The sequence below is a fragment of the Streptomyces sp. NRRL F-4489 genome (genome assembly GCF_001509485.1).
In the GTDB taxonomy this organism is placed as follows: domain Bacteria; phylum Actinomycetota; class Actinomycetes; order Streptomycetales; family Streptomycetaceae; genus Streptomyces.
The window spans coordinates 1-14,328 of the sequence record NZ_LLZI01000112.1; the positions used below are offsets into that span (position 1 = coordinate 1).

The window sequence follows — 14,328 nt, forward strand, 5'->3', positions numbered from 1 at the left end:
AAAACGGGGCAAAAAGTCAACCACCCCCTTGCCCTTCCCCAACCCCCCCGCCGCACCCGCACCCGCCCCCCTCCGCACCCACCCGGCTCAGAGGTAGCCGCCCAGCGGTGCCCCCGCACCACCGGCAGGGCCCTCGCCCCCTCAGTCACGCTTAGCCAGCGGGCTCCGCCTCCGGAAGCGCCTGGCCGGTCTCCAGCAGCGTCTTGAGGCTGGAGACGATGGCAGGCCAGCCGTGCCGGATCATCTCGCGCACCGTGCTGCCTGGTTCGAAGCCGTCATGGACGACGGTCAACCTGACCACCTCCCCCAGGGCTTCGATCTCGAACGCGACCTTCGACCGCCGCTCAGCGGCGATCTCGGCACGGGTCCCCTCATCCACCCCCACCGCCTTGGCCCATTCGCGCGTGAAGGTGTGCCATGGGTAGGACAGCCGCCGGCACGGCTCGGATTCCAGCACGATCTGCGCCGGGTCGGCGACCTTCGCACCCCTCTCCTCCCAGGTCATCGCCGATCCGACCGCCCAATCCGTAGTGAATTCGGCGCCCCAGTAGCGCCGGGTGAAGGCCGGGTCGGTCAGGCCCTGCCAGAGCTTCTCCGGCGTGGTCTCGATGTAGACGGTGTAGACGAACGCGTTCCCGTCCATGGCAATGCCCTCCAGTCCGTACGCTCTCCGGATCAGCGAGTGCCTGCGCGCCCGCGAACGGTGCAGAGGCCGGGCCGCGCGGCTTCTTGTCCAGCCCGGAACGCGACGCCCGCAGGCGCTGCCCACACCAGGCATGGAAATTCTCCGGCAGCCGAAGGCGGCCGGCATCAGGAAGCCAGTCCCCCAGGTCAGCACGCGAGCTTCCGTCCAGAGCCGTGCGCCTCCGCTTCCCCGCGGCAGCATCGGCGTTGACAAAACGTACCCTCAAGCAGATCGTAAGCGCATGCGTACGAAATTGTTGAGGTCGCCCTGGACGCCCGGCCCGGACCACGGCCGGGACGGCCCCGTCCTCGTCAGCGTCACCGACTTCAAGCCCGACAACGTCTGGGCTCTGCCCGGCATTTACCGCGCGGCGCGGCGGCTCGCGCACGGCTGGCAGGAGCTGGAAGGGGCGTATGGAATGTGGCTGTGGGCGCAACCCCTCGCCCGCCGCTGCGGCTCCGTGGCCGTCTGGCGCGATGAGGCCGCCCTGCACCGGTTCATCGCCTGGGCGCCGCACGTCGACATCATGCGCGCGTATCGGGGAAGGGGGGCGCTGGCCTCCACCACCTGGCGCTCCGACGCCTTCGACCCGGCGGAGACGTGGGCCTATGCCCGCACCGGCCTCCTCGCCTGAGCCCGGCCGGTCGCGTACTGCCGGTATTCGGCGGCGTTGTGCGCGGACAGTATGCGGACCTGGTCGCCCTGGTGGCGGGCCAGTTCGCGCAGGCGTTGCTGGTTGTGCAGCCTGGCGTGCTTCTCGGTCTGCACCAGCGACTCGAACAGGGCGAGGGCGGGCGGGCAGTGCGGCCGGTCCGGATCGAGTTCGCCGGGGTGGAAGTAGGCGTCGCCGGCGTGCAGGAGCCAGCCGTCTCCCGTGTCGACGGCGACGCCGGCATGGCCCCGGGTGTGGCCCGCGAGCGGAATGAGGAGGATCTCCGGCGGCAGGCCCTTGAGTTCCCGTACGGCGTCGAAGCCCCGCCACGGCTCGCCGAGGCCCTCGTAGGAGGCCCACTTGGGCCCGTGGGCGAAGTGCGCCGCGCGGTACCGCTTGTGTTCCCGCAGGGAACGGGGGCGTTGGGCCGCGCGGAGTTCTTCGGCGTAGACGTGGACGGTCGCCTGGGGGAAGTCCGCCAGTCCGCCGGCGTGGTCGAGATCGAGATGGGTGAGTACGACGTGCCGGACGTCGTTCGGGTCGAACCCCAGGCGGGCGATCTGCCGCACCGCCGACCGGTCGGCGTCGAGGTCCGGGTTGGTGAGGCGCAGGAACCGCCGGCCGAGCCACTCGTCCGGCCGGTGCGCCGCCTGCGCGCCGATTCCGGTCTCGACGAGGACCAGGCCCGCGTCCGTTTCCAGCAGCAGGCAGTGGCAGACCATCGTGGCGCGCCGGAGCAGTCCCGGCTCGCCGTCGATGAGCCGGCCGCCGAGCGGCCGCAAGGTCCCGGCGTTGAGGTGGTGGACGCGCATCAGGCAAGCTCCTTCGTGATCGCGGCCTTGAGGTGTTCGGCGACCGCGCGCAGCGGGGCGGTGTCGTGGCGTGCCTTGGCCAGCAGCAGACCGCCCTCGAGGGAGGCGAGGACGACGGTCGCCAGGGTCTCCGCCCGGTCCGCGGCCAGTCCCTGCTCGGTGAGGAAACCGGCGATCAACTCGCGCCAGGAGTCGTAGCCTTCGGCACAGGCGTGCCGGATCGGTTCGCTGTCGGCCGCGGCGTCCAGGGTGACGGCCGCCAGCGGGCAGCCGCGCTGGAAGCCGGAGTCGGCCAGCAGGCCGCTCAGCAGATCCACGACCGCGCCGATGGCGCCGGCCGCGTCCGGGGCCTCGGCGAGGACGTGTTCCAGCGCCTCGCGTAGCTGACCGCCCGACAACTTCAGTGCCTCAGCGGCCAGTTGCTCCTTTCCGCCCGGGAAGTGGAAGTACAGCGAACCCTTTGGGGCCCCGCTGGCGGTGACCACCTGATTGAGGCCGGTGGCGTGGTAACCCTGCGCATGGAAGAGCTCGGCGGCGGACTCCAGCATCCGCCGCCGGCTGTCGGTTCGACGAGCCATGACGGGAACGCTACCGCTAACTATGACGACCGGTCTAGTTATTTTTCCAGGAGCGCGGGGCGGGAGTGGGCATGGGTGAGCCCCCGCCCCTTCGATCCGCAACGACTTGGGCGAGGACCCACACGTCAGCGCCGCGCTACGGCGCCCACGTCCACATCTCCTCCATCGCCGCGGTGTAGTGCTCGGTGTGGCGGACGCGGAAGACAGACATCTCAAGTCCGCTCCGGAATCCGCGGCCGCAGTGCTCCAGGACCAGTCCGCCGAGCATCCCCCAGTTCGTGAGGTGGGGTTCTTCGCCCAGGCGGAGGTCTTCGCGGTCCTGCTCGGTCAGGTCGGCCTGGTCGATGCCCAGCGCCTCGAGGATGGCCTCCGGGTCGCCTTCGACGTGCCACGGGTCCTCGTACGCGGGGAAGCCGGAGGCGAAGAGTGTCCGGCCATCGGGAAGGCGGATCACGTCCTCGGTGTGCGTCTCGCCGAAGTCGGGCGCGGCGGAGCCCACGATCAGGGCGCGGGGGTAGCGCTCGTGGAGGGCGGTGACCTCGTCCAGGACCGGCGTCATACCGGCGTCGTACGCGGCCAGGGCCGGATCGGATATCCAGGTCACGTGGCCCCAGCAGCCGATCGCGATCAGGTCGAGGTCGGAGCGGATGTCCACCGCGAGCGTGTCGGACGCGGACCGGGGAGGGAGTTCCTCCAGTACGGCGTCGACAGTCGGGAACGCCTCGGCGAACGCCCGCGCCCGCCCGGGGTCGTGCGACGGCAACGGGGTCGTGCTCCCGGGCAGCGGCGGGTCGAGGAGGGTGATGTGGTACTCGTCGGAAACCGAACCGCGGACGGGCTTGTCGGGCGGGCAACTCCAGAAAGAGATCTCGTTCATGACGGCACCGTAGCGAGGGGCGCTGACAGTGCGTGGCCGGTCGGCCCCGACGCCGGGCCAACGGGCACGTAGTTGATGGGGCGTCAGGTCATGACCTCGGACGCGTCGGTCGGGTGAGAGGGAGGAGCATGAGGGTCACGGCGGTGATCAGGAGGAGGTCGATCAGGGTGGTGGTCGCCATCGCGCCGGGGAGGTCGGCGGACGGGCCGGCCAGGGCGAAGAAGACCGTGCCGAGGACGGCGACTCCGGCGGCGCCGGCGAACTGCTGGGCCGTGGTGAGCACCGCTCCGCCGATACCCGCCTGGTCGGGGCGCACGTCGACCAGCGAGATGCCGAGCAGGCGCGGCAGGACCAGGCCGTTGCCCAGTCCCACCAGGGTCAGGGCGAGCACGATCCAGGCAGGTCCGGTGCGCGGGCCGGCGGCGTGCAGGCACAGGGCGAGGAGGGCCAGGCCGAGGCCGGTCGTCGCACCGCCGAACACCGTGGTCCGCGGACCGTAGCGGGCTATGAGCCGGGGGCCGAGCAAGGCCGTCGCGGAGAACGAGACGCCCATCGGCGCGAACACCGTCCCGGCGCGCAGCGCGCCCATTCCCAGGCCGTCCTGGAGCAGCAGCGCCAGGGTGAACATGAACGAGGCGAAGTAGGCCATGAACGCGGTGACCGCGACGATTCCGGCAACGTAGGAGCGGGAGCGGAAGAGGGCCGTTTCCAGCACCGGCGACCCGCCGCGCGCGCTTAGGTGGCGCTGCCACCAGCCGACCAGGACGGCGAGCGGGACGCTGCCCAGCAGACCGGCCCAGGCCCAGGCGGGCCAGCCCTGGCCGCGTCCCAGCGTCAGCGGGACCAGTACCAGGGCGAGGGTGGCGGCGAGGCCGAGCGCTCCCAGCGGGTCCTGCCCGGGCGGGCGGCCGGCCCCGAGGGGCGGCAGGGCCCGCACCGCCAGCCAGGCGGCGAGCAGCCCGATGGGGACGTTCACCAGGAAGATCACGCGCCAGCCGAGGCCGAGGACATCGGCCTGGAGCAGCAGTCCGCCGAGCACCTGGCCGGCGATCGAGCCGAGCCCGCCGGCGGCCCCGTACCAGCCCAGGGCGCGGGGCCGGGTGGCCGGCGGGTAGGCGGCGGTGATCAGCGCCAGGACCTGCGGCACCATGACGGCACCGGCCAGTCCCTGGAGCAGCCGTGCGCAGGTGAGCGTGACCGGGCCGGTCGCGGCTCCGCACAGCAGCGAGGCGAGGGTGAACGCCAGCACACCGCCGGTGAACGTCCGCCGGTAGCCGAACCGATCGCCCAGGCGGCCGCCGGTGATCATGCCGGCCGCGTAGGCGAACGCGTAGCCGCCCACGGCCATTTCGAGTGCGGCCGGGCCGGTGCGCAGGTCGTGCCGGATGGACGGCGCGGCCACGTTCACCACGAAGAAGTCGAACTGGGCCAGGAACCACGCGGACAGCAGCACGGGCAGCATGAGCCTGCCGGGTCGCGGCCCCGGATCGGCGGCGGATATGCCGGTCGGGGTGCGGGGGCGGGTCGTCATCGACTGCCTCCCAGATATTAGAACCTTTCGATGTCCGTAATAGCTATAGTAGGCGCCATGAAGCTTTCGCAAGGGGTGGAGTGGGGGGTGCACTGCGCCACGCTGCTGGCGCTGGCGCCCGCCGGGCGGTCGGTCCGCAAGGAGGGGCTCGCCGGGCATTACGGGCTGCCCGAGACGTACCTCGGCAAGCACCTCCAGGCGATGGCCCGGGCGGGCATCCTCCAGGCCGTCACCGGGCCCAAAGGGGGCTACCGGCTTGCCCGTTCGGCGGAGGAGATCACGGTCCTGGATGTGGTGGAGGCCGTGGAGGGTGCGCAGTCGCCGTTCGTCTGCCAGGAGATCAGGCAGCGGGGTTCGGGCGCGCTGGCCCCGGAGCAGTGCCGCCGGCCCTGTGCGGTGCACGCGGTGATGGCGCGGGCCGACGAAGCCTGGCGGGCGAGTCTGCGCGCGGTGACCCTCGCTGATCTGGTCGACCGCCTGCCGCCGGGCATCCGCGAACGCAATACCGAACTCGCGGCCCAGGCAGCCGGCCCAGGCAGCCCGGCCGGCCCCGGCGGCCCGGCCAGTCGCGCGAGTCGCTGACCGGGGCCGGGGCCGCGCCGAGTGCCGGAGCCGGCCCGTCCCTCACCGAGGGTGCCGGGCCCCCGAGGGAAACGCGGCCATCCGCCAGATGCGGACCTCGCGCACCAGGCCGGGCATCTCCCGGATCAGCAGGGCGAGCGCCGCGCCCGCGAGGAGCACCACCTCCGCGGTCACCACGCGTCGGGCCGTCAGCCGTGCCATGTGTCGCTCCTCATCGCTCCTCGCCGCACGCCGTCATGTCTGTTCATCGCTCCTCGCCCCGTCGTCGCTTCGCACCGCTGCTCGCCGGTGCTCATCCCGGCGGGATGTTCGGCATGATCTTCATGATCGCGTTGTGCTTCTTCCAGTGGATGCCCGTCGAACGGCGCGCGTCGGCGGTGCCGTCCTTGTGGTGTCCGGCCTGGTGCCCGTAGGGGCCCTTGTTGCCCTGGTGGAGGCCGCGGACATGGGTGGGCGTGTCCGGTTTCACCTGCGGTTTTCCGACTCTGATGGTGCTCATGGTGTGCTCCTTGCGGTCGTGAGGCCGGCGAAGAACTCCTCGACTGCGGGCCATACCCGCGCCCCGCCCGACAGGCCCCGCCACTCCCGTCGCACCACGGCGACCAGGCGGAAGCAGTCGTCGATCGGCACGATCCAGTGGTGCCGCATCGCGCGTGCGGTGTTGACCAGGAGTGCCTCGGTGTCGGGTGCCACCGTCGCCAGCTCGGGGCACGCGGTGGCGACCCGCTGCCAGGCGGCGGCGTCCACCTCCCACTGCGCCGGGCCCGCGGGGCTCGGGTAGTGGGCGACGACCGTGCCGTCGCTCCGGGGGACGAAGAAGGCCAGGCCGACGGGGACGCCCAGCGGTTCGGTGTCGAGTGGGGGGAGCCGGATCCGGCGCTGCGGGATCAGGCGGTAGTGCCGGTCGCTGGCCTCGCCGCGGACGAACAGCAGCGCGCAGGCCCGGCAGGCGCACAGCACCTCGTCCCGTTCGCCGTCGTAGAGGTGGCGGTGGTCGTCGGGGACGGCGGCGGCGCACAGGTCGCAGCGTTCCTCGGCCGCCGCGCGGCTGCCGGCCGCCGCCGAGCGGATCAGCCGGGCCAGGGGGGTGCCGGTGGTCATGGCGCCCCCTGGGGCTGGGCGGGCCGGCGGGTCACCGTTTCCAGCGGGACGAACGCGGCGGGTGCCTGGCCGGCGGCGGGTTCCAGCTCCACACCGTCGAGTTCGGGGGCCACCGCGAGGATCGTCTCGCGGACGGCGTCCAGGACACCGTCGGTGCCCGCGCCGCACCCCTTGGCCGTCAGCCGGACCCGGGCCAACTGGCCGTCGATACCGGCCAGTTCGAGGTCGGCGCCGCGTTCGCGCAGCTGGTCCCGCAAGCGTCGGACGGCCCGGGCCACGCGGGTCGCCACCGGCTCCGGGTGGACGCCGTGCAGCACCATCAGGTGGCCGACGAGCTCGTCGTCCGCCAGCTCGCGCGCCAGCGCGGGATCCGCGCGGTCCAGGACGCGGGCCAGCGCCTCGCCGTAGACCTCGGTCAGCGACCGCACCGCCGCCAGCGCGTCCTGGACGGTCGGTCCGGGCGCGGCCTCCAGGCGTTCCAGCAGCTCGTTGATCCGGGTGAGCCGGCCGCCCACCGCGGTGTCGTCGAGCCGGGCCGGGTCAGCCATGGCCGCCGGCCCCGTAGATCGGCGAGTGGACGGTGGTGCGGGTGGTGCCCTTGCCGAGGTACATGTGGACGCCGCAGGGCAGGCACGGGTCGAAGCTGCGGACGGTGCGCATGATGTCGACGCCCTTGAAGTCGTCGGGGCCGTTCTCCTCGAAGATCGGCTGGCCCTGTACGGCGTCCTCGTAGGGGCCGGGGTTGCCGTAGCTGTCGCGGGGGCTGGCGTTCCAGGGGGTGGGCGGGTAGGGGTGGTAGTTGGCGATCTTCTTGTCCTTGATCACCAGGTGGTGGGAGAGGACGCCGCGGACGGCTTCGTGGAAGCCGCAGCCGATCGCCTCGTCGGGGACCTCGAAGTTCTCGAAGACCTTCAGCTCGCCGGCCCGGACCAGGGCCATCGCCTTCTCCACGAACTCCAGCGCCATCGCGGCCGCGTAGGCGACGAAGTAGGGGCGGGCGCGGTCGCGTTCGATGGTGTTGCTCCACTGCGGGATCTTCCACTCCAGCGTGGTCTCCGGCAGCTGCTCGCTCTTGGGCAGGGTGATGCGGACGCTGTGCCCGGTGGCCTTGACGTACGGCGTGTCGACCAGGCCGTTGAGGGCCGTGGACCACAGGCGGGCCAGCGGCCCTCCCCCGGTGTCCAGGGCCAGGTGCCGGTCGGTCTCCTTGTGGTACCACCGCGGGCTCATCACCCAGCTGTACTTGCCGTCGAACTCGCGCTTCTGCGGGACCGGAACGGTGGTCTGGTTCCACGGGTGGCGCATGTCGACGGGGTTGCCGAGCGGGTCGTGGGTGACGAACGGGTCCTCGTTCACCCAGTCCTCGTAGAAGGAGCTGCCGAGCAGGATCCGCATGCCGAGGTTGATGTCGACCAGCTTGTTGGTGACCAGTTCGCCGTCGACGATGATGCCCGGGGTGACGAACATCGCCTTGCCCCACTCGTTCATCGACGCGTACCGGTAGTCGCAGACCTCGGCGTTCTGGAACGCGCCCCAGCAGCCGAGCAGGATGCGGCGGCGGCCGACCTCCTCGTAGCCGGGCAGCGCCTCGTAGAAGAAGTCGAAGACGTCGTCGTTCATGGCGACGGACTTCTTGATGAAGTCCAGGACGTTCATCAGCCGCGAGAGGTAGTCGGTGAAGGTGGAGGGTGTCGCGATGGTGCCCACGCCGCCGGGGTACATGGTCGACGGGTGGACGTGGCGGCCCTCCATCTTGCAGAACATCTCGCGGGTCAGGCGGCTGGCCTTGAGGGCTTCCTTGTACATGGCGCCCTCGAACGGGTTGAACGCCCGCATGATGTCGGCGATCGTCCGGTAGCCGTGGATGTCACCGCGAGGCGCTGGGGTGCGTTCGGCCCGGGCCAGGACGCCCGGGTTGGTGGCCTTGACCATGGCCTCGCAGAAGTCCACGAAGACCATGTTGTCCTGGAAAATGGTGTGGTCGAACATGTACTCGGCCGCTTCGCCGAGGTTGACGATGTGCTCGGCGAGCATGGGGGGCTTGATGCCGTAGGCCATCTGCTGGGCGTAGTTGGAGCAGGTGGTGTGGTTGTCGCCGCAGATGCCGCAGATGCGCGAGGTGATGAAGCCGGCGTCGCGCGGGTCCTTGCCCTTCATGAACACCGAGTAGCCGCGGAACAGCGACGAGGTGCTGTGGCACTCGACCACTTCGCGGTTGGCGAAGTCGATCTTCGTGTAGATGCCCAGGTTGCCGATGATCCGGGTGATCGGGTCCCAGGACATCTCCACGAGCTGCGCGGGGTCGCGCTCGCCGGATCCGGCCCGGTCCGCGGTCTGTGTCATGTCCGTTCCTGCTCCTTGTTTCAGGGGCGCCAGTACGGGTCGTATCCGCTGGTCAGCGCCGGTTCGTTGTGGTGCCACTTGGCTTCGCGGTTGACGGCGATGCTGGTGATGCCGCGCAGCCGGCGGATGAACGCGCCGTACGGCTTGATGAGCAGCGAGGAGAGCGCGCCGCCGGTGGGCTCGTCCATGAACGGCATGAAGGCGTCGGGGAAGCCGGGCATGGTGCAGCCGATGCAGATACCGCCGACGTTCGGGCAGCCGCCGATCCCGGCCATCCAGCCCCGCTTGGGGACGTTGCAGTTGACGACCGGGCCCCAACACCCCACCTTCACCTGGCACTTGGGGGCGTTGTAGTCCTTGGCGAAGTCCGCCTGCTCGTAGTACGCGGCCCGGTCGCAGCCCTCGTGCACGGTCTTCCCGAACAGCCACTGCGGGCGCAGCATATGGTCCAGCGGAGGCGGCGGCGCGGCGCCGGCCGCGTGGTAGAGCACCCACACCAGCGTCTCCATGAAGTTCTCCGGCTGGATCGGGCAGCCGGGGACGTTGACGACGGGGAGCGCGCCCTGGGTCTTGAAGTCCCAGCCGAGGTAGTCCGACAGGCCCATGGAGCCGGTGGGGTTGCCCGCCATGGCGTGGATGCCGCCGTACGCCGCGCAGGTGCCCGCGGCGACGATCGCCCATGCCCTGGGGGCGAGTTGGTCGATCCACCAGTTGAGGGTGAGGGGCTGGCCGGTCTCCGGGTCGTTGCCGAAGGACGTCCAGAAGCCCTCCCCCGCGATGATGTTCTGGTTGGGGATCGACCCCTCGATCACCAGGATGAACGGCGCGAGGTCGCCGCGCGCCGCCGCCCGGAAGGGGGCCAGGAAGTCCTCCCCGCCCATGGTGGGCGAGAGCACCTTGTTGTAGAGGTGCACCTTGGGCAGGCCGGGCACCAGGCCGAGGACGACGTCCTCGATCGACGGCTGGCCGGCGGCGGTGAGCGAGACGGTGTCGCCGTCGCAGCTCATCCCCTCGGAGATCCAGAGGATGTGGATCTCGTCGAAGCCGTCGCGCTGCTCCGCCTTGGCGGGTTCCCGGCTGTCGTCGGTGGTGGTGCCGCTCTGTATGGTCATGTCCTCGGCCTCCTGTCCAGTCGGTCTCGCAAGCGGTCGTACGCGGCGGCCAGCGGGCCGGCGAGGGTGAGCGCCGGTGGGTGGTCCGGGGCGTGCGGATGGGGCCGGGTCGGGGCGCTCTGCTTGGCCTGTGTAATGATCTGCCCGAGTTCGTCCAGATCCTCCTGGGACACGGCCGCGCGCACCCGCGGCATGAACTCCTCCTCTTCCTCCCGCACATGCTCGGTGACATCGCGGCGCAGTTCCGCGACGAGTCCGTCGGTGCGGGCGTCGCCCTCGGACAGCTTGTCCAGGGCGAGCAGCGTGGTCTTGACCGCCATGTGCTCGCCGAGGTGCTCGTCCACCTCCTCGTCGCCGTCCGGGAGGACCTTCCGCGCCAGCGGGTAGACCAGCAGCTCTTCCAGGGCGGCGTGCTTGGACAGTTCGCGGACGAGCAGTTCCACGACGGCCCGCCGCTGGGTGTCGGAGGCGGCGGAGTGGTAATCGCGGAACAGCTGCTCGACCATGCGATGGTCGTGGGTCAGGACCTCAAGGGCGTCCATGGCGTCTGTCCTCGTCGGTGGCGGCGGTCAGGGGCTGGAGTTCGTGCGGGCGGAAGTAGCGGTAGCGGCCGTACCAGGCGTCGAGTTCGGCGGCGGGGTCGTCGTCCAGGGTGACGGCGAGGTGCACGCTGCCGTCCACGTCGTGGAAGACGGCCGCCACCCGGGCGGTGCGGCCGGCCAGGAACATGTCCTGCGCGTCGGCCCCCCGCCCGGCCGGCCGCAGCCGCACCCGGCTGCCGGCCGCCACCGGTACGCCGTCGACCGGCACGCTGTCCGTCGTGGGGGACAGTCCGTCGTCGCCGCCTTCCTGCCACCAGGGGGTGCGGGAGCCGAAGGCGTCGTACGACTCCGGGGTGTGCGGCGCGGGGGTGCCTGGGGCGGGACAGCTGTCTGGGGTCGGACTGCCCGGGATCGGGGTGCCTGGGGCGGGGGCCGGGGCCGTGCGGACGGGGGCCAGCGAGCGGATCGCGCCGTGCAGGCGGGCGAACATCTCCGGCGGCATGGCCTCGACCCGGTCCAGGATGTCCGCGGCCCGCTGATCGGTGGCCCGCGCCTCGCGCTTCTCCTCATCGGTGAGGAGCAGTGTGCGCAGGCTGAGGATCTCGTCGATCTCCGCCGCGTCGTGCAGATCGCCGGGGCTCTCGGGGGCCACCTGGGGGTGGTCCGGGAGGATGATCGGGGACGACAGCAGCGCGTCGCCGCGCCCCGGCTCGCCACCCAGCACGGGGAACGTGTGGACGTTCCGGCAGTCACGGGCGAACCGCTCGCAGCCCGGCGGCGGGTCGATCAGGGACAGGAACGCGACGCCGTCCCCGGTGACGAGGGTGTGCGTGGCGATGAGCGCGTGCCGGAGCGCGTCGGCGCGGGGGGTGTCCGGGCCGGGCGACGGCCCGGTGTTCTCGGTGCGGATCCGGAGGCGGTAGAGGGCGGTGTCGGCCCGGCCCTGGCCCGCGTCCTCAACCACGCGCTCGGCGTCTCCGGGGACCCGCCCGGTATCGTCGCCGATCCGCTCCGCCTGGATGGTCGTTACCGCGTGGATACGGTCGCGTCGGCGCACGACCCGACAGGCGCCCCCGGCCAGCGGCTCGATGTCCTGGCCGGCGGGAGAGCCCACGTCCACCCGGTGGGGCCCATCGAGCAGGTGGGCCAGCGGCAGCGCGATGTCCGTTTCGCGGGGCACCGCCTCGTCAAAGGTGAGGTGGACGGCGTCGCCGACCTCCAGCGACTCGACCGGCTGATGGCGGCCGTCGGGCAGCCGCCGCTCCACCTGCTTGTGCTGCTGGTGCAGATAACGCACCGTCAGCCGCAGCCGGGCCGTCGCCGAGGCACGCACCAGGCACTCCGTCTGCTGGTACCAGGCGTCCACGGAGCCCGAGATGCCCTCGGCCACCGGACCGTCGCGTTCGGCCCACTCGCGCGGCGCGAGGACGCCGAACTGCCAGCGCACGCGGTTCTTGGGCGAGGACCGGCGGTAGGGGTAGAGGAGGTAGCCCTCGTACAGCACGGCGTCGGCGACGGCGCGCAGCCGCTGGAACGCGTCCGCGCCCGCCTGGTACGCGTCCTGGCCCGCCTGGTACGCGTCGGGGTCCAACGCCACCGGCACCGTCCCGCTCCGACCGCCGTCCATCGCCTCGCCTCGCCTCCTGCGACGACCGACGACCACCCACGGGTCGTCCACGCATCGCCACCAGGCTCACATCCCTTCCACCACGGCGCCTTCCGCAGCGCACGGAATACCGCCGGTCGGGTGGTGGCGGCCCGCGGTCAGGGGGAAACGGGACTGTGTGCGGGTGAACGCGGGGAACGGGAAAGGGCTGCCGGTCGCGGTCAGGCGTGGCCGCGTACGAACGACCCGGCCGCGATTTCGATCCGGTGCGCCAATTCGACGTCGTCGTCGGTGAGGCCGTCGCGGGCGTGGAGCGTGAAGTGCACCACCGCACCGCGCACATCGATATCGGGGCGGCGATTCAGCTTCTGGGTCTCGGCCACGATCTTCTCAAGGATCCGGATCGCCGTGGGGAAATCGTGCGCCTCAACCGTTCGGCGCAGCACATTTCCCTCGCGCCGCCATCCCGTCATCTCCGCGCCCGACATCCGCTCGTCGACCTCGGCGTCGTCCAGAACTCTGGTCACGGTGGCCTCCAACCGGTCGGCTGCTGCGTTTATCCGTGCTCGCTGGGTTCATCCGTGTTTATGGGCGGTTATCGCTCTGCCCCTTCATTGGTTATCGCTCTGCCCCTTCATACTGTGATGCGGATCCCTCGCCCAGGCAACACAGCGCTCGGCGCAGCGGCCGGCGGCGACAAAGCGGGCCGTGCGCGGGACACTGTTCCGGAACGCGATGGACTCCCCCGCCGCCGACCGGAAGGGAGGTTCCCGTGACGGTGCACACCACGGTCGGACAGGACCCTGACAGCAACGATGTCGTGATCCTGCTGGAGATGCAGCACCGCGAGATCCGGCGGCGTATGGACGCGGTGCTGGAGGAAACGGGAAAGGCCCGCGAGAAGGCATTCCGGCGCTTCGTCCACCTGCTCGCGGTGCACGAAACCGCCGAGGAGGAGATCGTCCACCCGTATGTGCGCAAGGCCGGCGAGAAAAAAGGCGATCAAACCGTCGCCGACCGGCTGCGGGAGGAAGAAGCGGCCAAACGCGCACTGCGCGAGCTGGAGGACGAACGCTGCGACAGCGAGGAGTTCGAGCCGAAATTCCGCGAACTCCGCGCGGCCGTTCTCGCGCACGCGGAGGCGGAGGAGGCCGAGGAGTTCCCCCTGGTCCGGTCGATGGCCGACGCGGCGCGGCTCCAGTACATGTCCAAGGCACTGCGCGCCGCGGAGATGGTGGCCCCTACGCGGCCCCATCCGGGCACCGAATCCGCCGCCGGGAATCTGCTCCTCGGCCCGTTCGCCGCGATCGCCGACCGCACCCGCGAGGTCGTCCGCATGGCGCTCGGGCACTGAGGGCCCCCGGCCGCCGAGGCCCTCCGGCGTCGCCGGTCAGGGGGTGTCGGTGGGGCGGTGGGGTGCCCACAGCTGGTCGGCGTCGCCGGCGGCGAGGCGGTCGCGGTAGATGTCGACCTTGCGCTGGATGAGCCGGAGGCTCTCCTGGAGTTCGGCGATCCCGGCCAGGACGTGGTCACGGTGCGATTCCAGCAGGGCCAGCCGCTCTTTCTCGTTGCCCCGGCCCGCGGCGACGAGTTGGGCGTAGCGGCGGATGTCCTTGATGGGCATGCCGGTGGCGCGCAGCCGGGTGCAGATGCGGATCCACTCCAGGTCCAGCGCGTGGTAGCGGCGCCGGCCGCTGTGCGTGCGGTCGACGGGGCTGACGGTGAGCCCGGCGCGTTCGTAGTAGCGCAGGGTGTGGACGCTGACCCGGGAGCGGCGGGCGGCCTCCGCGATGGTCAGCCCGCAGTCGGGGATCGGCTCCCCGCGGGGCTTCGACCGGGGCTGGGCGGCGGGCTCGGGGTCACGCTCGGCGGCGGCCTCGGGCGGCTGTTGGTTGACTTCGAGCACG

18 protein-coding genes are annotated in these 14,328 nt (G+C 71.4%); 3 read left to right on the forward strand and 15 right to left on the reverse strand.

The features are described 5' to 3' along the window. Positions 1–151: 151 nt before the first annotated feature. Positions 152–643 (reverse strand): SRPBCC family protein, encoded by a 492-nt coding sequence (locus ADL22_RS10530; RefSeq protein WP_066976140.1) that lies wholly within the window; start codon positions 641–643, stop codon positions 152–154. A 283-nt stretch (positions 644–926) separates the two neighbouring features. Between ADL22_RS10530 and ADL22_RS10535 the strand changes: the two genes are divergently transcribed. Then, on the forward strand, positions 927–1,319 hold the full coding sequence (locus tag ADL22_RS10535) for a hypothetical protein (RefSeq protein WP_066976144.1): 393 nt from the start codon (positions 927–929) through the stop codon (positions 1,317–1,319). Here ADL22_RS10535 and ADL22_RS10540 read toward each other — a convergent pair. The 4 genes from ADL22_RS10540 to ADL22_RS10555 form a co-directional block, all read right to left on the reverse strand. Continuing rightward, the gene (locus ADL22_RS10540; RefSeq protein ID WP_066976147.1) at positions 1,292–2,149 is read right to left on the reverse strand and encodes an MBL fold metallo-hydrolase; all 858 of its coding nucleotides are present in this window, start codon (positions 2,147–2,149) and stop codon (positions 1,292–1,294) included. The genes ADL22_RS10535 and ADL22_RS10540 overlap by 28 nt on opposite strands. Beyond that, entirely contained in the window at positions 2,149–2,727 is a 579-nt protein-coding gene (locus ADL22_RS10545; RefSeq protein WP_066976151.1) for a TetR/AcrR family transcriptional regulator, read from the reverse strand. Before ADL22_RS10545 ends, ADL22_RS10540 begins: the two co-directional genes overlap by 1 nt. A gap of 136 nt (positions 2,728–2,863) precedes the next feature. Next, positions 2,864–3,604 carry a DUF6333 family protein gene (locus ADL22_RS10550; protein WP_066976153.1) on the reverse strand — a complete coding sequence of 247 codons (741 nt, stop codon included), beginning with the start codon at positions 3,602–3,604 and terminating at the stop codon, positions 2,864–2,866. Between the two features lie 88 nt (positions 3,605–3,692). After that, a complete protein-coding gene (locus tag ADL22_RS10555) occupies positions 3,693–5,135 on the reverse strand; it encodes an MFS transporter (RefSeq protein WP_234430632.1) in 1,443 nt (480 codons plus the stop codon). A 57-nt stretch (positions 5,136–5,192) separates the two neighbouring features. Between ADL22_RS10555 and ADL22_RS10560 the strand changes: the two genes are divergently transcribed. After that, on the forward strand, positions 5,193–5,717 hold the full coding sequence (locus tag ADL22_RS10560; RefSeq protein ID WP_066976156.1) for an RrF2 family transcriptional regulator: 525 nt from the start codon (positions 5,193–5,195) through the stop codon (positions 5,715–5,717). Between the two features lie 42 nt (positions 5,718–5,759). Here ADL22_RS10560 and ADL22_RS35225 read toward each other — a convergent pair whose 3' ends face one another. The 9 genes from ADL22_RS35225 to ADL22_RS10600 form a co-directional block, all read right to left on the reverse strand. Next, entirely contained in the window at positions 5,760–5,918 is a 159-nt protein-coding gene (locus ADL22_RS35225) for a hypothetical protein (RefSeq protein ID WP_159048602.1), read from the reverse strand. Between the two features lie 91 nt (positions 5,919–6,009). Next, complete coding sequence (locus tag ADL22_RS10565; RefSeq protein ID WP_066976158.1) at positions 6,010–6,216, reverse strand: hypothetical protein; 207 nt, start codon at positions 6,214–6,216, stop codon at positions 6,010–6,012. Continuing rightward, positions 6,213–6,818, reverse strand: a complete 606-nt coding sequence (locus tag ADL22_RS10570; protein WP_066976161.1) for a DUF5947 family protein — start codon at positions 6,816–6,818, stop codon at positions 6,213–6,215. Before ADL22_RS10570 ends, ADL22_RS10565 begins: the two co-directional genes overlap by 4 nt. Then, positions 6,815–7,366, reverse strand: a complete 552-nt coding sequence (locus ADL22_RS10575; RefSeq protein WP_066976164.1) for a NifU family protein — start codon at positions 7,364–7,366, stop codon at positions 6,815–6,817. The genes ADL22_RS10570 and ADL22_RS10575 overlap by 4 nt, the downstream gene beginning before the upstream one ends. Continuing rightward, the gene (locus ADL22_RS10580) at positions 7,359–9,161 is read right to left on the reverse strand and encodes a nickel-dependent hydrogenase large subunit (RefSeq protein WP_066976166.1); all 1,803 of its coding nucleotides are present in this window, start codon (positions 9,159–9,161) and stop codon (positions 7,359–7,361) included. Before ADL22_RS10580 ends, ADL22_RS10575 begins: the two co-directional genes overlap by 8 nt. Before the next feature lie 20 nt (positions 9,162–9,181). Then, positions 9,182–10,273, reverse strand: a complete 1,092-nt coding sequence (locus tag ADL22_RS10585) for a hydrogenase expression protein HypE (RefSeq protein WP_066976169.1) — start codon at positions 10,271–10,273, stop codon at positions 9,182–9,184. Beyond that, positions 10,270–10,815: a hemerythrin domain-containing protein gene (locus ADL22_RS10590; RefSeq protein ID WP_066976171.1), complete on the reverse strand. Its 546-nt coding sequence runs from the start codon at positions 10,813–10,815 to the stop codon at positions 10,270–10,272. The genes ADL22_RS10585 and ADL22_RS10590 overlap by 4 nt, the downstream gene beginning before the upstream one ends. Further along, positions 10,802–12,442 (reverse strand): hypothetical protein, encoded by a 1,641-nt coding sequence (locus ADL22_RS10595; protein ID WP_066976174.1) that lies wholly within the window; start codon positions 12,440–12,442, stop codon positions 10,802–10,804. The genes ADL22_RS10590 and ADL22_RS10595 overlap by 14 nt, the downstream gene beginning before the upstream one ends. A gap of 200 nt (positions 12,443–12,642) precedes the next feature. Continuing rightward, entirely contained in the window at positions 12,643–12,948 is a 306-nt protein-coding gene (locus tag ADL22_RS10600) for a 4a-hydroxytetrahydrobiopterin dehydratase (protein ID WP_107116269.1), read from the reverse strand. Positions 12,949–13,193: 245 nt separating this feature from the next. On the opposite strand from ADL22_RS10600, the gene ADL22_RS10605 reads away from it, so the two are divergent. Then, a complete protein-coding gene (locus tag ADL22_RS10605) occupies positions 13,194–13,775 on the forward strand; it encodes a hemerythrin domain-containing protein (protein ID WP_066976176.1) in 582 nt (193 codons plus the stop codon). A 36-nt stretch (positions 13,776–13,811) separates the two neighbouring features. Here ADL22_RS10605 and ADL22_RS10610 read toward each other — a convergent pair whose 3' ends face one another. Continuing rightward, positions 13,812–14,327, reverse strand: a complete 516-nt coding sequence (locus tag ADL22_RS10610; protein WP_079064009.1) for a MerR family transcriptional regulator — start codon at positions 14,325–14,327, stop codon at positions 13,812–13,814. Between the last annotated feature and the right edge of the window lies 1 nt (position 14,328).

Coding starts and splice junctions, on each gene's coding strand:
- ADL22_RS10530 (WP_066976140.1), bottom strand. CDS start 643: ATGGACGGGAACGCGTTCGTCTACACCGTCTACATCGAGACCACGCCG.
- ADL22_RS10565 (WP_066976158.1), bottom strand. CDS start 6,216: ATGAGCACCATCAGAGTCGGAAAACCGCAGGTGAAACCGGACACGCCC.
- ADL22_RS10535 (WP_066976144.1), top strand. CDS start 927: ATGCGTACGAAATTGTTGAGGTCGCCCTGGACGCCCGGCCCGGACCAC.
- ADL22_RS10570 (WP_066976161.1), bottom strand. CDS start 6,818: ATGACCACCGGCACCCCCCTGGCCCGGCTGATCCGCTCGGCGGCGGCC.
- ADL22_RS10575 (WP_066976164.1), bottom strand. CDS start 7,366: ATGGCTGACCCGGCCCGGCTCGACGACACCGCGGTGGGCGGCCGGCTC.
- ADL22_RS10595 (WP_066976174.1), bottom strand. CDS start 12,442: ATGGACGGCGGTCGGAGCGGGACGGTGCCGGTGGCGTTGGACCCCGAC.
- ADL22_RS10545 (WP_066976151.1), bottom strand. CDS start 2,727: ATGGCTCGTCGAACCGACAGCCGGCGGCGGATGCTGGAGTCCGCCGCC.
- ADL22_RS35225 (WP_159048602.1), bottom strand. CDS start 5,918: ATGGCACGGCTGACGGCCCGACGCGTGGTGACCGCGGAGGTGGTGCTC.
- ADL22_RS10585 (WP_066976169.1), bottom strand. CDS start 10,273: ATGACCATACAGAGCGGCACCACCACCGACGACAGCCGGGAACCCGCC.
- ADL22_RS10540 (WP_066976147.1), bottom strand. CDS start 2,149: ATGCGCGTCCACCACCTCAACGCCGGGACCTTGCGGCCGCTCGGCGGC.
- ADL22_RS10580 (WP_066976166.1), bottom strand. CDS start 9,161: ATGACACAGACCGCGGACCGGGCCGGATCCGGCGAGCGCGACCCCGCG.
- ADL22_RS10590 (WP_066976171.1), bottom strand. CDS start 10,815: ATGGACGCCCTTGAGGTCCTGACCCACGACCATCGCATGGTCGAGCAG.
- ADL22_RS10555 (WP_234430632.1), bottom strand. CDS start 5,135: ATGACGACCCGCCCCCGCACCCCGACCGGCATATCCGCCGCCGATCCG.
- ADL22_RS10550 (WP_066976153.1), bottom strand. CDS start 3,604: ATGAACGAGATCTCTTTCTGGAGTTGCCCGCCCGACAAGCCCGTCCGC.
- ADL22_RS10560 (WP_066976156.1), top strand. CDS start 5,193: ATGAAGCTTTCGCAAGGGGTGGAGTGGGGGGTGCACTGCGCCACGCTG.